This is a genomic window from Chloracidobacterium validum, from assembly GCF_018304825.1.
Taxonomy (GTDB): Bacteria; Acidobacteriota; Blastocatellia; order Chloracidobacteriales; family Chloracidobacteriaceae; genus Chloracidobacterium; species Chloracidobacterium validum.
On record NZ_CP072648.1, the window covers coordinates 1 to 19,537 of the forward strand.

Here is a 19,537-nt window from a genome sequence, read left to right on the forward strand (position 1 = left end):
ATGATGGATGACGATAAGTGGATCTCTTTCCTGGGGGAAATCGAAAAACGCATCAACCACGAGAGCTTTAGCACGTGGTTCAAGCCTGCCACACTGCAGGCTTGCCAAGGCGATACTATCTATCTCTGCGTTCCGAATCGAAGCTATGAAGACTGGATTACCGAAACTTACCACGATGTTGTCGAAGAAGCACTGAAAGCTGTTGGATGTGGTCACGCGCGCTTAGCGTTTGTTTACGCCGAGTCAAATGATACTAGGACATCAAATGGGCTGGTGGAAGGCGACACACTCAAAGCTCACGACACGACGACGTATGGGGCGCTTGACCCTGACTTACCAGATGGCCTAGCTGGGGCGCGCATCGTTGACCTCGAACCCCTCGAACTGCCCCTCAACCCCAAGTACACCTTCGAGACTTTCGTTGTTGGCTCCTGCAATCAATTTGCCCGCGCAGCGGCGATGGCGGTGGCCGACACGCCGACTCGCACATACAACCCGTTGTTCATCTATGGTGGCGTCGGACTCGGGAAAACTCACTTGATGCATGCGATTGGCCAATCAATCCGCAGCCGGGACCGACACATGCGGTTGGTTTACATCTCATCGGAAAAGTTCATGAACGAACTCATCAATGCCATTCGCTACGACAAGGCCCAGGCCTTCCGTGAGAAATACCGCAGCATCGACGTACTCCTGATTGACGACATTCAGTTCATTGCCGGCAAGGAGCGCACGCAGGAAGAGTTCTTCCACACGTTCAACGCGCTCTACGACGCTCAAAAGCAGATCGTTATCTCAAGTGACTGCCCACCGCGTGAAATTCCAACCCTGGAGGAGCGACTTCACTCACGCTTCGAGTGGGGACTCATTGCTGACCTCCAGCCACCTGACCTTGAGACCAAGGTCGCCATTTTGAAGCGGAAGGCCGATATTGAAAAAATAGACCTGAGCGACAATGTTGCGCTCTTTATTGCTGGGAAAATCAAGTCAAACATTCGTGAATTGGAAGGCTCCCTCATCCGGCTGGTGGCCTGTGCGTCGTTCCAGCGCCGCCCGATTGATATTGAGCTTTGCAAAGAAGTCCTCAATATCGAGGAAGAAGAACGCCCCATCACCATCGAGATGATTCAGCGAGTGGTCAGTGATCACTATGGACTACGGGTGGCTGACCTCAAGTCAAAGAACAACTCGCGCAATATCGCCGTCCCCCGCCAAGTTGCGATGTATCTCTGCAAGCAACTCACCAATCATAGCTTGCCTGAGATTGGACGGCACTTTGGCAACAAACACCATACGACCGTCTTGCATAGCTGCGAAAAAATCTCACGCCTTTACCAGAAGCAGAGCGATTTCCACAGGCTCATCAACAATCTAATTAGTTCATTTAAATAGATTTACACAAGTTTTCCACAGATCTGTGGAAAACTCCCTGTGGATGACCTGTGGAACCTGTGGAACCGTTTACCTCGCTGTCCCTTTTTTCCACAGGTTCCACAGATGAGGGCTTTTTTTCCACAGGTTCTTCCACAGCCTAATTAGATGATAAAAGCTTAGCCATCAATGGTTTATATTTTTTTTCCACATTTCCACAGGCCCTACTACTACTACTAGGAACCATGACTAAAGGTATTCATGAGTTGTAGTAAAACATAGCCGCGCGAGTTTCCCGTATGAGCCTTAGGCATGCTGAGCAGCTCTAGAAGCTGGCTCGACCTCGACTCGCGGTAGGATGCCAGGGAACGCGCTAGTCCAGATTGGTAAAACTTGCTGGGCGCACCAAAGCTCCAGGTCTATATCCGCCTGTGCGGCTGGGACAGGAATCATCCGCAGGTCGGTTCCTTGCAACTCAATTTTGATGTCCTGAACCTTGCCCGCATGGCGTCGGTCCAAGGCATCGGCAAGTCTGAGAATCGGAATGAGCTTGGTGATGGTTTCCTGGTGGGTGGGTGCCAAACGCATGAAGTCGTCGTGCTTTCGTTTTGGGAGGGAGCCACGGTGATAACGAGCCAAGTTCGCCAGGATGGCAATCTCGTGCCCGTGGAAACCAGGCATCTCAGCGTGACGGATGAGATACATGGCGTGTTTGTGGTGGCTTGTGTGGGCAATGTGGTAACCAATGTCGTGAAGGAGCGCGGCGTAACCCAGCCATTCCCGTTCTAGCTCACCAAGCCCATGAAGCGCGGTGGTTTGATCAAAGATACGTTCAGCGAGCCGGGCTGTGTGGTGGGCGTGGGCGGGTTCATAGGCGTAGCGGTGGGCCACGGCAAGAACACTGCGCTGGCGGATATCCTTGGCGCTCACTGGCGCGTCGCCCAAGTCCCAACCTTGCTCGCGCAGGTAGTTAATCACAACGCCTTCCCGTAATGACCATTCGCACGTCGTAAGCTGGGTAAAGTTGAGTTCTTGAAAGATGGTTTCGAGCAGAATGCCGCCGGCGATGATGATGTCCGCACGGCGACTATCAATGCCTGGCAGCTTCCGGCGTTCCTTGTGCGATAGCCGCTGTAAGCGGCGGTTGAGCGTCTGAAGCGCGGCGTAGGTGAGTTCTGAGGTGAAAGCATCGAAAGGTGGGTAGAATCTCCGTGCGGTGGTGACTTTTTTGGCTATGGGGTACGACGCATCAAATTTCGCGGCTGCAAGCGCCAGAATGGTTCCTGACGTGCCAACGACTCGTTGGAAGCCGCCGGCTTCCTGGATTTCCCGCACTGTGCGCGTTAGCCCACTTCGGATGTGCGTTGTGAGGGCGGTGACATCGGCACGGGTGGGTGGGTCCTGGCGACTCAAAAACTGCTCGTGAAGACGAACCGCGCCGAGTTTGACGGAGGCCAGATAGTGCGGCGCTTGTCCGGTTGTCAGAATAAATTCTGTGCTTCCCCCACCAATGTCCACGATAAGCGCGCGCTCACCTTGAAAATCTGTGACTTCAGCCACAGCCAGCGCAATGAGCCGCGCTTCTTCGATGCCCGAAAGAATCTCGACACGGAGACCAACGTCCTGCTCCACGCGCTGGAGAAAAACTTCCCGATTCCAGGCTTCGCGTATCGCGCTCGTCGCAACCGTGAGTATGGCGGTGACGCCATGCGCCTGCGCCAGATCGGTGAATCGGCGCAAGGTCGCTACTGCCGCTTTGATTTTTTCGTCTGTGAGGTGGTGCGTTTCAGTCAACCCTGCCGCTAGTCGAACGGTGTCTTTTTCGCGCTCGATAACACGCAGTCGCTCACCTGTCCGCGCTTCAGCGACAATGAGGTGAATTGAGTTAGAGCCAATGTCTATCGCGGCGACGCGGTGAATCGCTGGACCCGGCCTGGGTGAATGACTTTGACGGGCAGCCGCAGACAACGCTGAATTCCAAAAACACTAGATAAGGATAACTGTTGCTTCGGGAACGACGAAACCAAGCTACGACAAACGAGTGTGGCGAGGCTAGCAAAAAAAAAGCCGTGACTCAAGCAACTGACGCCGCCCAAAGACGGTGCGAAAGTGGGGCGATTCATCCTACTGACGCCGAACCAATCCGCTTGAACACCCAAGCCGTTTGGCAACCACTTTCGCCTTATGGAGGAATGCTAACCCATGTTTTCCCACCATTACCATTTTGGACAACGACTGGCCAGCGTTTTTTTTGCGCCAGCGCTGGCGCTGGCCTTCGTACAACCGGTCGCCGTTGCCCAGTCCCCAAAGCCGGCGCGTCCATCGCCGATGAAGCCCGCTGGCAACCAACCCGCAGTAAGCGTGCCTGAGCAAGCCACTGAGGAAAAAACCTGGACCAACGAAGAGCTTCAAGCCGATCCTGACATGGCACTCAAGGTTTTGATGGAAGGCAATGGCCGCTTTGCTGCGGGCAAAACTATCCACCCGCGCCAGGATATTGCGCGCATCCGTGAGACGGCCAAAGGGCAAAAGCCATTTGCCATTATTGTGGGCTGCTCTGATTCACGAGTTCCCAACGAGATCGTTTTTGACCAGGGCCTGGGTGACTTGTTTATTGTCCGAACGGCCGGTCAAGTCTCAACCTACTCTTCCTGGGGAAGCATCGAGTTTGCAGAGGAGGTCCTTGGGGCAAAGCTCATTTTCGTGCTGGGACACACCAAGTGCGGTGCCGTGCAGGCAGCCGTTCAGGTTCCCGAAGTCCCTGGGCACATCGTGACGCTCATCAATGACATCAAGCCAGCCGCCCAAAGGGTCAAGGGGCAGCCTGGGGATGAGGTTCAAAATGCCATTCGTGAAAATGTCCGCATGCAAGTCGAAAAGCTCAAAGGGCTTGAGCCGGTGCTGGCCAAGCGGGTTCGGGAAGGCAAGCTCAAGGTCGTCGGTGGCGTTTACGACATTGAGACCGGTCTTGTCACGCTCGTTGAATAGTTAGTCCAGTGGGTTGGCACGGCTGAAGACGATGCCAACCTTACCTCCACTCTTTACCTAGAAAACCAAGCATAGAGGAGTCACATGAACGCTACACAAGCCATGTTTCTGAGCTTGTTATCACCAATGGTGTTGGCTTTCATCCTTGGTGTCATTGCCACCCGTGTCAAAAGCGATCTGAAGTTCCCAGAGGAGTTATACACGGCACTGACAATCTACTTACTTGTCGCCATCGGGTTGAAAGGTGGTTACAAGCTCTCCATCAGCAACCTGGATGATTTTTGGCGGCCAGGGCTAGCTGCGATTGCGCTAGGCGTTGTGATACCAATCGTGGCTTACCACATCCTACGCCAGTTTGGAAAATTCGACATTTGGAATGCGGCTGCGATTGCCGCCCACTATGGTTCGGTTTCAGCCGTGACCTTTGGTGAAGCCATCGCTTTCCACGATACGCTCAAAGAAGAAGCGCTTCGGATGGCCATCGAAGCTGGTACGGTTGCGGCTGGAACTGCCGCGGATGCCCCGGCGGCGCTGGGACTCTACAAGGCTCAGGGGTTGAACTACGAAGGCTTCCTGCCCTCACTTCTGACCATCATGGAGGTTCCGGCCATCTTGGTCGCGATCATTATCGCCCGCTTGCAAGGGAAGGACGCGGCGCTGGCTTCGGATGACAACGCCACGATGGGCGACGTCCTGCGCGAGTTGCTGGCCGGAAAGAGTACCTTACTGCTCGTTGGCTTTCTGGTGATTGGTTACGCATCAGGCAAGCGTGGTTGGGATCAGGTCGCTCCGTGGTTTGATGCCCCATTTCGTGGGATACTGACCCTGTTTTTGCTTGAAGCCGGGCTGGTAACAGGACGCCGGTTAGGTGATTTGAAAAAGGTCGGAATGTTTTTGGTAGGGTTCGGCATCCTGATGCCGATTGCAAGCGCCCTGGCCGGTATCCTGACGGGCAAAGCGGCTGGGTTGACCATGGCTGGGGCGACAGTTCTAGGGGTTTTGGCTGCTAGCGCCTCTTACATTGCCGCACCTGCTGCCTGCCGAGTGGCACTGCCGAAAGCGAGTCCGACGTATTACCTGACCGCCTCGCTGGCGATTACGTTTCCGTTCAACATCATCATTGGGCTACCGCTCTATCACTTCCTTGCCGTCAAAATTTATGGACTCTAGGTCCTCAGGAGGAGCATCACGATGCAGAAGTCTGAGATGAAACTCGTGGTCATTATTGCTGAAGATGAGCTTGAGCCACGGCTGACAAAAGAAATTCTCAACTTGGGCGCGCGGGGGTATAGCGCCAGCCGAGTTCGTGGTGAGGGGTGGCATGGCGCGCGGAAGAGTGAGTGGGAAGGTGAGAACGTTCGGATTGAAACCATCGTCTCTGATCCCGTGGCCGACGCCATCCTGGCGCGGGTCGCCGAACGCTACATGCCTCACTTCGCCGTGGTGGTCTATGTGCAAAGCGTGAACATTCTGCGGGTGGAAAAGTTTACCTAGCGCAAAGCAATCAAGCCACTGTCAACCATCACAGCACGCTTTTCGGCGCACCTTTTGACTTGCTTTCCAACCGAAACTAGAATGATGAAAAGCTGGAAACTAACTAACTTTTCAATCCAATACTATTCTTTGGTTCAGAGAAAGCGATTGCATGGCGTCCAATGATCCCCGGAGTAGTTCCTCCGGGTCGCACATGATTCATGCGCCCTCAAATCGAGGTCGCATTGCCATCTTCATTGACGGCAACAACCTATTCCACGCCGCCCGCTCGGCCGGCGTCGAAATAGACTATGCCAAATTACTGACACACCTCCGGGGTGAGGATCCGCTTCTGAGGGCTTTTTTCTACACTGGTGTTGACCAGCAGGCCGAACGCCAGCAAGGCTTTTTGCTTTGGATGCGCCGGAATGGGTACCGGGTCGTGCAGAAAGAACTCAAGACCTTCCCCGACGGAACGAAGAAAGCTAACCTGGATGTTGAAATTGCTGTGGATATGCTGTCGCTGGCTGACAAGTACGACACGGCTATCCTCGTCAGTGGCGACGAAGATTTTACCTATGCCTTGAATGTCATTGCCTACAAGGGCGTAAGGGTTGAAGTCGCGGGTTTTCGGGCGAATACCTCACCACGGTTGATTGACGTTGCCGACCGCTTTCACGAGCTGGACGGCATCGTTGCCGATATTAGCAAGTCACCAAGCAAGCGCGACTCACAACAAACGGAAGCCCTGCGCCTCAGCGGAGAATGGTCGCTTACCCCAGACTTGCCCAGGGCTGAAACCGGACCTGAGCCCGGCAAGGAAGACGGTGGCTCGCACGATGGACAGGAACTGGACGCTCCGCTTGTCGAGCAACCAGACCAACCTTGTCCAGCGGTTGACGCGCCGGAGTTGCTGGCTAGTCTGCCTCAGTCACCAGCGGGCGACCCGGTGCCGAAACCTGAGTCACCCCTGATCACCGATGACAACGTCATTGTGGCCACGCTGCAATCAGGCGAGCATCCCATGATTCCAGATGAGACTTGGGAAGCTTCCGAGCTGGTAGAACAAGAAAGCGCGCCCGGTGGCAACGTGAGTCCTGACATAGGCGACCTACCCCCGTCGGAGCATCCCTAAAAGCACTCGCCACGGCTCGTTTCACTGTTGCCATCAAATTTCGGCTTTCAGTCTGGCAGTTGGGTTCCTGTAAGCACGAACGGGCCGAGGTGCGGACCGGGCTGGTTGAGGCAGGTTTCGAGCGCCAGTTTGAGCATTGGGCGAACATCTTCCGGCGCAAGAACTGCGTCACAGAAACCACGCGCGGCGGCAAACTTTGCATCGAGCTGGGCCTCATAGGTGGCCCGCACCTTGTCCATTTCGGATTGAAGGGCTGCATCGGGCGATTGTCCCGCTGCCTTGAGCTTTTCTAGTTGCGCTGAAAAAAGCGCCATGACGGCCGACTCACCTTCCATGACACCCATGCGTCCGGTGGGGAGCGAGAAAATAAAGTTTGGATCAAAACCCTGGCCAGCCATGGCGTAGTAGCCTGCGCCAGATGCGTGGTTGACTGTCAGCACCAGTTTCGGCACGGTAGCCGTTGCCATCGCCTCCACGAAGTGCGCACCGGCGCGAATGATCCCTGACTGCTCGGCCTCCACGCCGACCATAAAGCCCGATACGTCCTGCACAAACAGTAGTGGTCGGCGGTGGCGGTTGCACGTCTCGATGAAGTAAGCCGCTTTTTCGGCGCTTTCCCGGTAAACGATACCGCCAAAGCGCGGCGGCGCGGCGCCGGATGATTTGATGAGTCCGCGTCGGTTGGCAAGCAATCCGACTGGAATGCCTTCGATTCGCGCCTGAGCGCAAATCATCTCGCGGGCATGGTCGGGCTGAAACTCGTCAAAGGAATCAGCGTCGAGCAAGGTGTCAAGGAAGGCTTCGGCTTCGTAAGGTAAACGATGGTCAACCGGCAGAAGCTGATAGGCTTCGCGTGGGTCGCGCTGAGGTGGACGGGCTTCGCCAACAGCAACCACGCGCGGCGGGGGGGGTGGGAGTTCAGCCACCAGCCGCCGCAGCCGCGCCAGGCAGGCCCGATCATCCGGCTCACGATAATGGGCAACCCCTGAAACTTCGGTGTGCATCCGCGCTCCGCCCAAAGCCTCTGGATCGGAGCTTTGCCCGGTTGCTCCGCGCACAAGGTTGACGCCGCCCAGTCCCATAAAGCTCGTTCCCTCGACCATCACGATGACATCTGACAACGCCGGAAGATAAGCGCCACCGGCAATGCATTGACCCATGACCGCTGCCAGTTGGGGAATGCGCAAATGTCGTCGCATGAGCGAGTTGTAATAAAACAACCGCGCCGCGCCGTACTGTCCTGGAAAGACGCCACCCTGATAGGGCAAGTTTACCCCGGCAGAGTCCACGAGATAGACAATCGGCGTCCGGCAGCGCATGGCGATTTCCTGCGCCCGTAGCATTTTCGTGATGGTTTCAGGAAACCAGGCTCCGGCCTTGACGGTTGGATCATTGGCCACGACGACGATTTCCCGTCCATGGCAGCGGCCGATGCCGGTGACGACGCCGGCCGCCGGCGCTTGTCCATCGTACTGGTCGTAGGCGACGAGCAAACCGATTTCAAGGAACGGAGAATCGGGATCGAGCAAAGCGGCCACCCGCTCACGCGCTGTCAATCTGCCTTGCGCATGCAGGCGTTCGATTTTGGCTTCGCCGCCACCCAGCCGCAGCCGCGCCTCGAGTTCCCAAAGTTCCGCCGTCAGGGCTTCAAGCGTTTGAGACATGTTAGCTTAGCGGCACTCGCCGGCAATTTCGTGGTAGCGGTCATGGAGCTTGTTGAGCGCCTGCTTGATGGCTTCGTCATCGGCTTGTTGCGCCACGAGTTTTGCCACTTCGGCCGCCTCGCGTTCCAGCTTGGCCAGCAATGGACGCAGCTTGGCTGCTTCATAGCCTTTGGGCGGCTTTGAACGTGACCACAGCCGCGCTTTGCGCGCCATTTCGTCGGCGCGTTTGCGTACGGGGGCAAAGTCGCCATCTTCCATGGGGTGGAAGGTTCCAGCCAGGACGGAATGAAACTCTTCCTGAGCTTTCCAGGGGGCTTTGGGTTTTGGAGCCACGCCGGTTGTAGGTTCTTGCGCGTTGCCGCGCTCGGTCAGCGCCAATCCGGCGCCACCCAGCAGGAGCGTCAGTCCAACGAAGCCCGCCAGAGCGTTATGCATGCGAATCATGGTTCTATGACTCCTTGAGAAAAATATCCCTGACCGGCTTAGTCGGTTGTCTGCCGGGCCAGGTAGTTGAAAAACTGTTCGCGCCAGGCAACTTCCTGAAAGCAGCCACGCAGCACCGTGCTTTCCACGCGGCCGGTGGCGCGCGCGCCGCGCATTTCCATGCACATCTGCCGCGCAATCAGGCAAACCGCGATGCCACGTGGGTGACAGGCTCGCTCCAGCGCCGTGGCAACGTCAGCCGCGAGGCGTTCCTGGAGCTGCGGGCGGCGCGCCGCATAGTCGAGCAGCTTGGCCGGCGCGCCAATGCCAATGCCCAACGCATCAGGGACGTAGGCAATGTGCGCCACGCCAAAAAACGGCGTCAAATGGTGGGCGCACATCGAATGAAAAGATAGCTTACCGACTGCGACGAACTGTCCGGCGAGTTCCTGGGCCGGGAACGTTGAAATTTCCGGACAAGGCTGGTCCGCAATGAAGGGGGCGAAAAACTCCGCCCAGAAGTCCGTAACGTTTTCCGCTGTGTGTTCAAGATGCACGTCACGGTCAGGCGTCAGCCGAAGCGAGTTCAGGAGCTGCCGCATGGCGCGGGCCGCTGTCAGCAAGTCAGGTTCACGGATGATTTCAGGCTTGGTTTGCTCGTCGTCGTTCGGCATGCTATGTCCCACCCAGCGCGGATGGCAACGAACACGCTATCACAACTCTACTTCGTTGCGCTTGAATGATAACCATCATGAATCACGTTCGCATTGCTGATTTGGCAGCTTGTCTTGGACAAGAAATCACGATCAAAGGTTGGCTCTACAACGCACGGTCGAGTGGCAAGCTCTTGTTTCTCGAAGTTCGGGATGGCTCTGGCATCGTCCAGGCGGTGGTGGCTAAAAACGCCGTTTCTGAAGAAGTTTGGAATCAGGCGGCCGCGCTCACTCAGGAGTCTTCCGTGATGGTCACCGGGACGCCGCGTGAACATCCCAAGCGCCCCGGCGTGTATGAACTTGATGTAAGGGAGCTTGACATTGTTCAACTTGCGCACGATTACCCAATCACACCCAAAGAGCATGGCATTGAGTTCCTCATGGATCACCGTCACTTGTGGCTTCGCTCGAAACGGCAACATGCCATTTTGCGCGTTCGGCACGAAGTGATTCGGGCAGTGCGGGATTTCCTCGACAACGACGGGTTCATCTTGGCCGACACACCGGTTTTGACACCTGCGGCTTGTGAGGGGACAACGACGCTTTTTGAGTTGGATTACTTTGACGATGGCAAAGCGTACCTCACGCAATCGGGGCAGCTTTACAACGAAGCTACGGCTGCGGCATTTGGCAAGGTGTATTGCTTCGGGCCGACGTTTCGGGCCGAGAAATCCAAGACGCGCCGCCATCTGACCGAGTTCTGGATGGTTGAGCCAGAGGTTGCCTACGCCACGCTCGACGACATGATGACGCTGGCCGAGCGGTTTCTCAGCTTTATCGTGGCGCGCGTTTTGGAGCGCCGAAAAGAAGAACTCAAGTTGCTGGAGCGCGACGTGACGAAGCTGGAAGCCGTCACCCCGCCATTTCCCCGGCTGGCTTACGACGAAGCCGTAAAGATGCTGCGCGCGGCCCATGCGGAAGGCGCGCTCGATCACGACTTTGAATGGGGCGGCGATTTCGGCGCTCCCGATGAAACCTATTTGGCGCAGCAGTTTGACCGCCCGGTGATCGTCCATCGCTATCCGGCGCAGGTCAAGGCGTTCTACATGGAAGAAGACCCGGAGCGTCCAGAGGTTGCGCTGTGCCTGGATGTCCTTGCGCCTGAAGGTTATGGGGAAATCATCGGCGGCGGGCAGCGCATGCAGTCTTATGACAAGCTCGTGCAACGTATCGCCGACCATAACCTGCCGCGCGAAGCGTTTGAGTGGTATCTCGATTTACGCAAATACGGCTCGGTTCCGCACGCCGGTTTCGGCATGGGGATCGAGCGGTGTGTGGCGTGGTTGTGCGGGCTGGAACACGTCCGCGAGACCATCCCTTTTCCGCGCATGCTGTACCGGCTACGGCCCTAGTCCAACCATCGTCCCGAAACACGACCATGATGAGGCATACGATCACCCTGTGCTGGCTCACGCTTGTCTTCACCGGCTGGTTTACCGGCGCGGCCGTGGCGCAAGCGCCGACCAAAGCAGCAGACGCACCACCGCGGACGCCAACCGAAACCGTCCAGGCTTTTTACAGCTTGCTTCGGGAGCGCCGATTTGCCGAAGCTTTTGAGCTTCACGTATGCGGGCCGGCCGTCGCGAAGTTGACAGCGCAGCAGATGGCCGACCTCGAGCCGGAGTTTCTCAAGCTGAGTGGCGGCATTCCAGAGAAGTTGATGACGAGTGGCGAGACCGTCACCGGCGAGGATGCGACCGTGTTTGTCGTCATTCCTTCGGGTATCGTCGCCAACGGCAAGCCACAGACGACGACGGCTCCAATCGGACTGATTCTGAGCGAAGGGCGCTGGCTGATCGGAGACCGTGAAACCCAGGCGCTGGCCGTGGCGCATGGCGGCAACTTCTTCAAGCTCAGTGAGGAAGGCGTCTTTCTCACCATGGCCCAGAACGAAGACGCAATAGCGCGGTTGGTGACGCAGTTGATCGAAATCGAGCAAGTGTTTGCGCGCAACAACCGCGGGCAATATGGCACGCTGCCAGAACTCATCGCGCAGCGCGGACAGTTTCGAGAAGGCATTGCCAAAATACTGGAACTGTTACAAACCGGGGAAATCGTCGGGCACACGATTGAAATCGTCGTCACGCCAGATCGTCGGGACTATGCCATTTACGTCATTCCGAAACGGCACAACTATGACGGCCGCTATTCGTTCTATGCGGATCGAAACGGCGTGCGTTACCGCAACTACGGCGGCGCGCGCATCGAGAAAGACACGCCCGGCAACAAAACCCTCAACTAACCGACCCCGCGACGAACCCGCGCCAGGAGTCCTCACATGAGCCAGGATGCCCATCACATTGAAACATTGGCCGTTCACGCCGGTCGAACGCCTGATCCGACCACCGGGGCCGTGATGCCACCCATTCACTTGGCAACCAACTACGAGCGCGACGCGACCGGCGCCTGCCCACGCGGATTTGAATACACCCGCGAGGGCAACCCAAACCGGCGCGCGCTGGAAACCAGCCTGGCGCTGCTCGAAGGTGGTGCGGCGGCCGCCTGCTTTGCTTCGGGCAACGCGGCGGCGGCGGCGGTGTTTCAGGCGCTGACGCCCGCGCAGCACGTCGTGATTGCGCAGGATACCTACTACGGCACGGCTGTCCTGCTGAAAGACATCTTTGCGGACTGGTCACTGGAGGCAACCTTTGTGGACGCCACCCAGCCCGAAGCCATAGCCGCCGCCATGCGAACCAACACGGCACTGGTCTGGGTCGAGACGCCCTCGAATCCGCTACTGTCGGTCGTGGATCTTCCGCGCGCAGCCGAGATAGCCCATGCGCAGCAGGCACATCTGTTGGTCGAAAATACGCTGGGGACGCCGATTTTGCAGCGTCCGTTCGACTTCGGGGCCGACCTAGTCGTGCATTCAACGACGAAGTTTCTCGGCGGACACAGCGACCTTCTTGGGGGCGTCGTCATCACGAAGCGCCAAGATGCGTTTTTTGAACGAATTCGGCGGGTGCAAGTTGTGGGCGGAGCTGTTCCATCCCCATTTGACTGCTGGCTGTTGCAGCGCAGTTTGAAAACCCTGCCCTGTCGTGTCCGAACCCAATCGGAAACGGCGCTCAAGGTGGCGCGCTTTCTGGCAACGCATAAGCGCGTCGAGCGGGTGCTGTATCCCGGCTTGCCGGAACATCCGGGTTACTTGACGGCCAAACGGCAGATGAGTGGCTTTGGCGGCGTGCTGTCCTTCACGCTCAAGGAAGGGGATGCCGCCGCGAAGGCGCTACCGGCGCGGACGCGCATCTTTACCCACGCCACGAGCATTGGCGGCGTTGAAAGTCTGATTGAGCATCGGGCATCGGCCGAAGGCCCCGGCACGCGCGCGCCGCAAAACCTGGTTCGGTTGTCCATTGGCTTGGAACACCCGGATGATCTCATCGCCGACCTTGCGCAAGCCTTGGGAGACGTTCCCCACGCCGAGCCGAAGCCGGTATTTCCCGGCGGACGGCTGCTCCGTTCCCCAAAGGAACTGTGAAACCCAGGTGAGGTTGCAGGGGCAGACCACCGGTTACTTGTCCAGCAGCGCGACTTGAAGGCCTAGCTTGAGTTGGTGGGCAATGGCTTCCAGAAGTGTTTTCTTGTCTTTGGTACTACAGTGGGTCATCACGTAGTATCCCCCGCGCGCTCGCTGCGATGATCCATACTTTTTGTCTTTTTCCGTAGCGACAAGGGGAACCTTGCACACCTGAAGCCCAAGCTCTTTCACCTTGTCAGCGCCTATTTTCTCGATTGCTCTGACAAATGACTCGGCTGCTTCGGGGCCGTCAAAGCAGGTTCCATCGGGAAACGTGATGGAGAGTCGGCGATGAGGGGCTTTGGATGGCTTGCCTTGGGCGTGATTTTGACGGGCACGCTGGCGCAGCGCTTGGTCGAAATCTCGAAGCCATTCTTTCTTGAGTTGTTCGACCTTCTTCTGAAACGCTACAAGGGATTTGCAAAGACGGCTAAGTTTTTCGACCTGCTCGAAATTCTTCTGATCCGAGGCCAGCTTGATTTCGCCAGTGAGATCGCCGATGGCGCTATCCACTTCCTCGGACATCAATTCAAAAGCCGCCAAGATGCCTCTTGGCACGTCTGGTTTTTCTGTCATCTTGGATCAGGCAGGTCATGAGAACCATTACCGAGCGGTGCTGGCCGTCCGTGCGGCGGCGCTTTCCGTCACCACGGCGTCTTCGCACAGCGACGGTGACATTTCCGAACCCAGCGCCAACGGCAAAGCCCCGCCGCTATCAGCGGCGACCATCGAGATGATTTCTTCCTGGAGCGTTCGTAGGCTATGCGGCGAACCCCGCTCCAGAATGGCGAAGAACAACAGTCCGCGCTTCTGCGTGTAGAGAATTCCGGCCAGGGCGCTCGTGGATGAAAGCGTTCCGGTTTTGCCGATGACCGTGCCCACCAAGTCAGGACTGGTGAAGCGCCGGTGCAGCGTGCCGGTGTCTATTCCGGCAATGGGCAGCAGTTCGCCCAGTGAAAGCTTTCGCTTTTCGAGCCAGTTCACCGCGTAGCGCATGACTTTGACCGTGGCACGTGGCGTGACGGCGTTTTGGCCAAGCCCGGAGGTGGTTTGCAGATAGACTTCCTGCGGAGCAAGACCGACTTTCTCGATGAGGTACTGCCGCACGCCCGCCGGGCCGCCGACGCGCGCGCCGACAACGTGCGTCATTTCATTGTTGCTGTAGGCATTGATGGACTTGAGAATCTTCAGCAACGGCGAGGAACGATACTCTATCAACGGATAACGTGGCGTCGTGTAGTCATCCACGATGGCGTTGCCGGGCGAGATGGTGATGCCCTGATAGGTCGGCAGGTGGCTGAAGGCCTTGACGCCGCGCACGGCGTTCCAGACGGCCTCGGTTTTGGGTGTCCAGCGTGTCCGGTCGAGCGTGGAAAGAATTTCACGTCCGATCACCACCGGCTGCGACCGCATGTTGAGCAGGACACCGGCGCCAATCCGAATGTTGCCCTGGATGTTGCGGACACCCATTTCACGCAGCCGCTCCCCGATGAGGAACAAGCTTTCCGTGGCAAATGACGGATCGTATTCACCACTGATGACCAGATCGCCCATCAGCGTCCCGGTGTTCCAGTCCATCGTGCCGGTGTAGCCAACTCGGGTTGGATAGCGATAGTTCACGCCCAGGGCTTCGAGCGCCGCCAGTGAGGTCATGACCTTGGTGACCGACGCCGGGTTGTACATCATTCCGTCATTGAGGCTCAGCACCGGCGAGCCATCGAGTGCCTCGAAATAGATGCCGTGCGACTGCACCGAGCGGGAAAAGCTCAGTAACCGTGCCGTCACCATGTCCGGCAACGTCAACGGACCCGGCAATGGTTGAACCTCCTCGACCGGCGCCGCCGGGCCGCTCACCTGACCACGCGCCGCGTGCATGGCTGGGGCTGGCCGCAAGTCATCATTGGAGATGACACGCGGGCGCTGTTGCGCCACCAGGGGGGCGGTGAGTAAGCAGCAGGCGCTCCATACGGCGAGCGTCATCCGAATCGGGTACTTCATGGTGAAGCGCTCCTCTCGAGGCATGAGTTTGAGAGTGATGTGAAGACGGTTGTTCCCTGGGTTGCCGCTTGGCAAGCGCGTTTTATGTTAGCGCTGTGTGCCGCCGACTGTCATCTCCGAAATTTTGATGGTTGGCATCCCAACGCCGACCGGTACGCTTTGGCCGTCTTTGCCACAGGTGCCAACCCCTAAATCAAGTTCCAGGTCGCACCCAACGGCCGTAACCTTGGTCAAGGCTTCCGGTCCGTGACCGATGAGCGTCGCATCCTTGACCGGTGCTGTGATGCGGCCGTCTTCAATCAGGTAGGCTTCGCTGGCCGAGAAAACAAACTTGCCACTGGTGATGTCCACCTGACCACCGCCAAACTGCACCGCGTAAAGCCCACGCTTCACACTGCGCACGATGTCTTCCGGCGCTTCCGTCCCGGCCAGCATGTAGGTGTTCGTCATGCGGGGCATCGGAATATGGCGATAGCTTTCGCGCCGTCCGTTGCCGGTGCGCGGCACGCCCAGGAGCCGGGCGTTGAGGTAATCGTTGATATAGCCGCGCAGGATGCCCTTTTCAATCAGCACGGTGCGGGAAGTCGGATGACCTTCGTCGTCCACGTTGAGCGAGCCACGCCTGCCGGGCAGTGTCCCGTCGTCCACAATCGTACATGCCTCGCTGGCGACACGCTGCCCGATGAGGTCTGAGAAAGCCGACGTTTTCTTGCGGTTGAAGTCGGCTTCCAGCCCGTGGCCGATGGCTTCGTGCAGCAGGATGCCGGGCCAGCCGTGGCCAAGCACGACTTCCATCGGGCCGGCCGGCGCGTCCACGGCGTCGAACTGCAAGATGGCCAGCCGGACGGCTTCGCGTGCCAGAGCCTCCGGCCCTAGCTCTCCTTCGGTGAACATCCCGAAGCCCCGTCTTCCGCCGCCCCCGGCGCGACCGGCGCGCAGGTCGCCGTCCTGGTCGGCAATGCACATCACGCCAATGCGCGCCAGCGGCTGCATATCACCGGTCAGGACGCCGTCGCTGGTGGCGACCATGACGGCTTTCCACTCGTCGGCCAGGCTGACCTGAACTTTTTGAATTCGGCGGTCGGCCGCGTAGCAGCGTTCATCAATGTCTCTCAGCAGCTCGATTTTGCGTTCGATGGAAACCTCGCCGACAGGTTCCACGGGCGGATACAGGTCATGCGCCGCAGCGCGCGCCGTCACGGCAACCGGACTGGCCGACTTCGCCGCGTCACGGGCAATGCACGCTGCCGTCCGCGCCGCCTGGCGGATGCTCTCCCGCGAAATGTCATCCGTGTAAGCGTAGCCGGTCTTTTCACCGACGATGACGCGCACGCCAACCCCCTGCGCGACCGACCGGTTCGCTGCCTTGATCAGGTGTTCTTCAAGATTGAGTGAGTTGGTGCGGCAGTATTCAAAGTACAGATCGGCGTAATCGCCGCCGTCCGCCAGCGCCTCGCCCAGGAGTGTGTTGAGGTCATCAGTCGTCAGTCCATAGCGGTTGAGAAAAAAAGCGATGGCATCCGTGGTCATGCGAAATTTCTCCAGGTTGAGGAAAGCATCAGCCGAGAAACCGTTCGACGATGGTCGGCGCGGCTTGCAGGGCATCGGTTAGCTTGGCGGGGTCTTTCCCCCCGGCCTCGGCAAAGTCAGCGCGTCCGCCACCACCACCGCCGACAATGGTTGCCAACTCCCGGACGATATGCCCAGCCTTGAGCTGGTTGGTGAGCGCATCGGCCACGCGCACGGCGAGAGAAACCTTCTCTCCGCCACGTAACCCAATGACCACCACGCCACGACCAAGCTTGCCCACGAGGTGCTCCGCCAACTGCCGGACGCCAGATTTGTCGAGGTCGGTGGCTTCGAGCGCGAGCACCCGCAGATCGCCGATCGGGCGCGCTTCGGCAAGGGCGCTTTCGGCGCGTTCCTGGGCCAGTTTGAGCTTGAGCGTCTCAATCTCGCGCTCGGCTTGCCGAAGCGTCGTCTGAAGCTTTCCAATCTGCGCCGGAAGCTCACCCACGTCGCCAAGCCGGAAGGTTTCCGCCAGCTCGCCCAAAATGGCTTCATCGGTTTGAAAACGCTCGAACGCCGCTTCTCCGGTCACGGCCACGATGCGCCGGACGCCAGACGCAATCGAACTTTCACTGACAATCTTGAACAAGCCAATGTCGCCGGTTGCCGTGACGTGCGTGCCGCCGCAGAGTTCCATTGAAAAGCCCGGCACTTCAACCACGCGCACCACGTCGCCATACTTTTCACCAAACAATGCCATCGCGCCGGCGGCAACTGCGGCATCGAGCGGCATTTCACGTTTGGCGAGACTGGCATTGCGCCGAATTTGGGCGTTGACCAACCGCTCGATTTCGGCAAGTTCATCGGCCGACAGGGCGGCATAGTGCGTGAAATCAAAGCGCAGCTTATCCGGGGCCACTTCGCTGCCGGCCTGCTTGACGTGCGCCCCAAGCACTTCGCGCAGGGCCGCATGCAGCAGGTGCGTCGCCGAGTGGTTGAGCATCGTCCGGCGGCGGCGCTCGGCATCAACGGTCGCCGTCACGCGGTCGGCCGGACGCACCTCTCCGCGCAAGACCTCGACCCGGTGCGCCGTCAGCCCAGTAACCGGCGTGACGGTATCCGTAACCCGCAGCGTTGTGGCCTCATTTTCGAGCAGCCCGGTGTCGCCCACTTGTCCCCCAGACGCGGCGTAGAACGGCGTTTCATCCAGCACAACCTCACCGACTTCGCCGGCACGCAGGGCGTCAACTATCTCCCCCTGTCGGATGACGGCGCGGACCCGGAGATCGGCCAGGGTCAGGTGGTCATAGCCGCGAAACACGGTCGGCTTGCCATCAAGCGCGGCCTGGTAGGCCGGCGCGACGGCCTTCGCCGCGCCGCCTTTCCAGCTTTCACGGGCGCGGGCGCGCTCTTCGTCCAGCGCCGCTTCAAAGCCAGCCTCATCTACCCGCAGCCCACGCTGCTCGGCAATGTAGGCAATGAGATCCACCGGCAGGCCGTAGGTTTGGTACAGGTCAAAGACATCCGCGCCGGCCACGACCCCATCGGCCGCGTGCTGGAAGGCTTCATCCAGGCGCTTGCGTCCGGCCGCCAGCGTCGAGGAGAACAGTTTTTCCTCGGTCGCCACGACGCGGGCAATGACGTCGGCCTGGGTTTGCAGTTCGGGGAACGCTACCGCCATGTGGTCAATCACGAAGGCGGTAATATCGTGCAGGAAGGGCGTTTCAATCCCCAGCCGCCGGCCGTGCCAGATGGCGCGGCGCATGATTTTGCGCAGCACATAGTTGCGCCCGGTGTTGCCGGGGTAAATCCCATCGGCGATTGAAAACGCCGTGGCGCGGGCGTGGTCGGCAATCACGCGCATCGAAATGCCATCCGGGCTGTCGTAGGTGTACTCACGCCCGGCGCGGGCGGCAATCTGCGCGATGATTGGAAAAATAAGGTCGGTGTCGTAGTTGGTCTTTTTGCCCTGCAAGACCGAGGCCAGACGCTCCAGGCCGGCGCCGGTGTCCACTGATGGCTTGGGGAGCGGCTTGAGCGTTCCATCGGCGCTGCGCTCGAACTGCATGAAGACCAAATTCCAGATTTCAACGGTGGTATCGCCCGGGCCGTTGACGTGCTGGGGAAGGTTGTCCGCTGGGTCGTCGCCTAAAAAGTAGTGAATCTCCGAGCACGGCCCGCAGGGACCCGTATCGCCCATCTGCCAGAAGTTTTCCTTTTTGCCAAAGCGCAGAATGCGGTCTTCGGGCGCGCCAACGCGCTTCCACAACGCAAAGGCCTCGTCATCGTCTTCATAGACGGTGAACCAAAGTCGCTCCAGTGGCAGCTCAAACTCGCGCAGGAGCAGTTCCCAGGCAAAGGCGATGGCTTCTTCCTTGAAGTAGTCGCCAAAGGAAAAATTGCCCAGCATCTCGAAGAACGTATGATGCCGGGCCGTTTTGCCGACTTCGTCCAAGTCATTGTGCTTGCCCCCGGCGCGAATGCATTTCTGGGATGAGGTCGCGCGCGTGTATTCACGGGTTTCCAGGCCCGTGAACACATCCTTGAACTGATTCATCCCGGCATTGGCAAACAGCAGGGTGTCGTCTGGCGGCAGGACCGGCGAGCTTTTCACGATGCGGTGGCCGTGGCGAGCGAAGTATTCAAGAAAGTGGTGGCGGATGTCGTGTCCGGTAAGCATGGTCAGTCCCCTCACTGGGTGGGCGGGAGAGCGATTGGGATGGCGATGTTGAGAAAACGAGAA

At 58.5% G+C, this 19,537-nt stretch carries 16 protein-coding genes; 8 read left to right on the plus strand and 8 right to left on the minus strand.

The features are described from left to right. The gene (gene dnaA / locus J8C06_RS00005; RefSeq protein WP_343216858.1) at positions 1-1,392 is read left to right on the plus strand and encodes a chromosomal replication initiator protein DnaA; all 1,392 of its coding nucleotides are present in this window, start codon (positions 1-3) and stop codon (positions 1,390-1,392) included. A 285-nt stretch (positions 1,393-1,677) separates the two neighbouring features. Here dnaA and J8C06_RS00010 read toward each other — a convergent pair whose 3' ends face one another. Beyond that, positions 1,678-3,339 carry a Ppx/GppA phosphatase family protein gene (locus J8C06_RS00010; RefSeq protein WP_211428766.1) on the minus strand — a complete coding sequence of 554 codons (1,662 nt, stop codon included), beginning with the start codon at positions 3,337-3,339 and terminating at the stop codon, positions 1,678-1,680. A gap of 234 nt (positions 3,340-3,573) precedes the next feature. Here J8C06_RS00010 and J8C06_RS00015 point away from each other — a divergent pair, with 234 nt between their 5' ends. From J8C06_RS00015 to J8C06_RS15480, 4 genes are all read left to right on the plus strand, one after another. Then, a complete protein-coding gene (locus J8C06_RS00015; protein WP_246602041.1) occupies positions 3,574-4,359 on the plus strand; it encodes a carbonic anhydrase in 786 nt (261 codons plus the stop codon). Positions 4,360-4,443: 84 nt separating this feature from the next. After that, positions 4,444-5,529, plus strand: coding sequence for a sodium-dependent bicarbonate transport family permease (locus tag J8C06_RS00020; RefSeq protein WP_211428767.1), 1,086 nt, complete (start codon positions 4,444-4,446; stop codon positions 5,527-5,529). A 21-nt stretch (positions 5,530-5,550) separates the two neighbouring features. Beyond that, complete coding sequence (locus tag J8C06_RS00025; RefSeq protein ID WP_211428768.1) at positions 5,551-5,853, plus strand: P-II family nitrogen regulator; 303 nt, start codon at positions 5,551-5,553, stop codon at positions 5,851-5,853. 151 nt (positions 5,854-6,004) lie between these two features. Then, entirely contained in the window at positions 6,005-6,967 is a 963-nt protein-coding gene (locus J8C06_RS15480; protein WP_455423702.1) for a LabA-like NYN domain-containing protein, read from the plus strand. A 47-nt stretch (positions 6,968-7,014) separates the two neighbouring features. Here the strand turns inward: J8C06_RS15480 and J8C06_RS00035 are convergent, their stop codons facing one another. The 3 genes from J8C06_RS00035 to folE are packed head-to-tail and all read right to left on the minus strand — an operon-like array spanning position 7,015 to position 9,728. Next, positions 7,015-8,631 (minus strand): acyl-CoA carboxylase subunit beta, encoded by a 1,617-nt coding sequence (locus J8C06_RS00035; protein ID WP_211428769.1) that lies wholly within the window; start codon positions 8,629-8,631, stop codon positions 7,015-7,017. 6 nt (positions 8,632-8,637) lie between these two features. Beyond that, positions 8,638-9,075 (minus strand): hypothetical protein, encoded by a 438-nt coding sequence (locus tag J8C06_RS00040; RefSeq protein ID WP_211428770.1) that lies wholly within the window; start codon positions 9,073-9,075, stop codon positions 8,638-8,640. Between the two features lie 38 nt (positions 9,076-9,113). Then, positions 9,114-9,728 (minus strand): GTP cyclohydrolase I, encoded by a 615-nt coding sequence (gene folE, locus J8C06_RS00045; protein ID WP_211428771.1) that lies wholly within the window; start codon positions 9,726-9,728, stop codon positions 9,114-9,116. A gap of 77 nt (positions 9,729-9,805) precedes the next feature. Between folE and asnS the strand changes: the two genes are divergently transcribed. The 3 genes from asnS to J8C06_RS00060 are packed head-to-tail and all read left to right on the plus strand — an operon-like array spanning position 9,806 to position 13,248. Further along, positions 9,806-11,119 carry an asparagine--tRNA ligase gene (gene asnS / locus J8C06_RS00050; RefSeq protein ID WP_211428772.1) on the plus strand — a complete coding sequence of 438 codons (1,314 nt, stop codon included), beginning with the start codon at positions 9,806-9,808 and terminating at the stop codon, positions 11,117-11,119. Positions 11,120-11,145: 26 nt separating this feature from the next. Next, the gene (locus J8C06_RS00055) at positions 11,146-12,009 is read left to right on the plus strand and encodes a hypothetical protein (protein WP_211428773.1); all 864 of its coding nucleotides are present in this window, start codon (positions 11,146-11,148) and stop codon (positions 12,007-12,009) included. 36 nt (positions 12,010-12,045) lie between these two features. Further along, positions 12,046-13,248, plus strand: a complete 1,203-nt coding sequence (locus J8C06_RS00060) for a trans-sulfuration enzyme family protein (protein WP_211428774.1) — start codon at positions 12,046-12,048, stop codon at positions 13,246-13,248. A gap of 33 nt (positions 13,249-13,281) precedes the next feature. On the opposite strand, the gene J8C06_RS00065 is transcribed toward J8C06_RS00060, so the two are convergent. From J8C06_RS00065 to alaS, 4 genes are all read right to left on the minus strand, one after another. After that, positions 13,282-13,863, minus strand: coding sequence for a hypothetical protein (locus J8C06_RS00065; protein WP_211428775.1), 582 nt, complete (start codon positions 13,861-13,863; stop codon positions 13,282-13,284). 27 nt (positions 13,864-13,890) lie between these two features. After that, the gene (locus J8C06_RS00070) at positions 13,891-15,285 is read right to left on the minus strand and encodes a D-alanyl-D-alanine carboxypeptidase (RefSeq protein WP_211428776.1); all 1,395 of its coding nucleotides are present in this window, start codon (positions 15,283-15,285) and stop codon (positions 13,891-13,893) included. Between the two features lie 87 nt (positions 15,286-15,372). After that, on the minus strand, positions 15,373-16,815 hold the full coding sequence (gene tldD, locus J8C06_RS00075; RefSeq protein ID WP_211428777.1) for a metalloprotease TldD: 1,443 nt from the start codon (positions 16,813-16,815) through the stop codon (positions 15,373-15,375). A 28-nt stretch (positions 16,816-16,843) separates the two neighbouring features. Further along, entirely contained in the window at positions 16,844-19,474 is a 2,631-nt protein-coding gene (alaS, locus tag J8C06_RS00080) for an alanine--tRNA ligase (RefSeq protein WP_211428778.1), read from the minus strand. Positions 19,475-19,537: the final 63 nt, after the last annotated feature.

Excerpts from the sequence above, each read along its gene's own strand:
- asnS (WP_211428772.1), top strand. The coding sequence starts at position 9,806 with ATGAATCACGTTCGCATTGCTGATTTGGCAGCTTGTCTTGGACAAGAA.
- tldD (WP_211428777.1), bottom strand. The coding sequence starts at position 16,815 with ATGACCACGGATGCCATCGCTTTTTTTCTCAACCGCTATGGACTGACG.
- J8C06_RS00060 (WP_211428774.1), top strand. The coding sequence starts at position 12,046 with ATGAGCCAGGATGCCCATCACATTGAAACATTGGCCGTTCACGCCGGT.
- J8C06_RS15480 (WP_455423702.1), top strand. The coding sequence starts at position 6,005 with ATGGCGTCCAATGATCCCCGGAGTAGTTCCTCCGGGTCGCACATGATT.
- folE (WP_211428771.1), bottom strand. The coding sequence starts at position 9,728 with ATGCCGAACGACGACGAGCAAACCAAGCCTGAAATCATCCGTGAACCT.
- J8C06_RS00055 (WP_211428773.1), top strand. The coding sequence starts at position 11,146 with ATGATGAGGCATACGATCACCCTGTGCTGGCTCACGCTTGTCTTCACC.
- dnaA (WP_343216858.1), top strand. The coding sequence starts at position 1 with ATGATGGATGACGATAAGTGGATCTCTTTCCTGGGGGAAATCGAAAAA.
- J8C06_RS00035 (WP_211428769.1), bottom strand. The coding sequence starts at position 8,631 with ATGTCTCAAACGCTTGAAGCCCTGACGGCGGAACTTTGGGAACTCGAG.
- J8C06_RS00015 (WP_246602041.1), top strand. The coding sequence starts at position 3,574 with ATGTTTTCCCACCATTACCATTTTGGACAACGACTGGCCAGCGTTTTT.
- J8C06_RS00070 (WP_211428776.1), bottom strand. The coding sequence starts at position 15,285 with ATGAAGTACCCGATTCGGATGACGCTCGCCGTATGGAGCGCCTGCTGC.
- J8C06_RS00020 (WP_211428767.1), top strand. The coding sequence starts at position 4,444 with ATGAACGCTACACAAGCCATGTTTCTGAGCTTGTTATCACCAATGGTG.
- J8C06_RS00065 (WP_211428775.1), bottom strand. The coding sequence starts at position 13,863 with ATGACAGAAAAACCAGACGTGCCAAGAGGCATCTTGGCGGCTTTTGAA.
- J8C06_RS00025 (WP_211428768.1), top strand. The coding sequence starts at position 5,551 with ATGCAGAAGTCTGAGATGAAACTCGTGGTCATTATTGCTGAAGATGAG.
- J8C06_RS00040 (WP_211428770.1), bottom strand. The coding sequence starts at position 9,075 with ATGATTCGCATGCATAACGCTCTGGCGGGCTTCGTTGGACTGACGCTC.
- alaS (WP_211428778.1), bottom strand. The coding sequence starts at position 19,474 with ATGCTTACCGGACACGACATCCGCCACCACTTTCTTGAATACTTCGCT.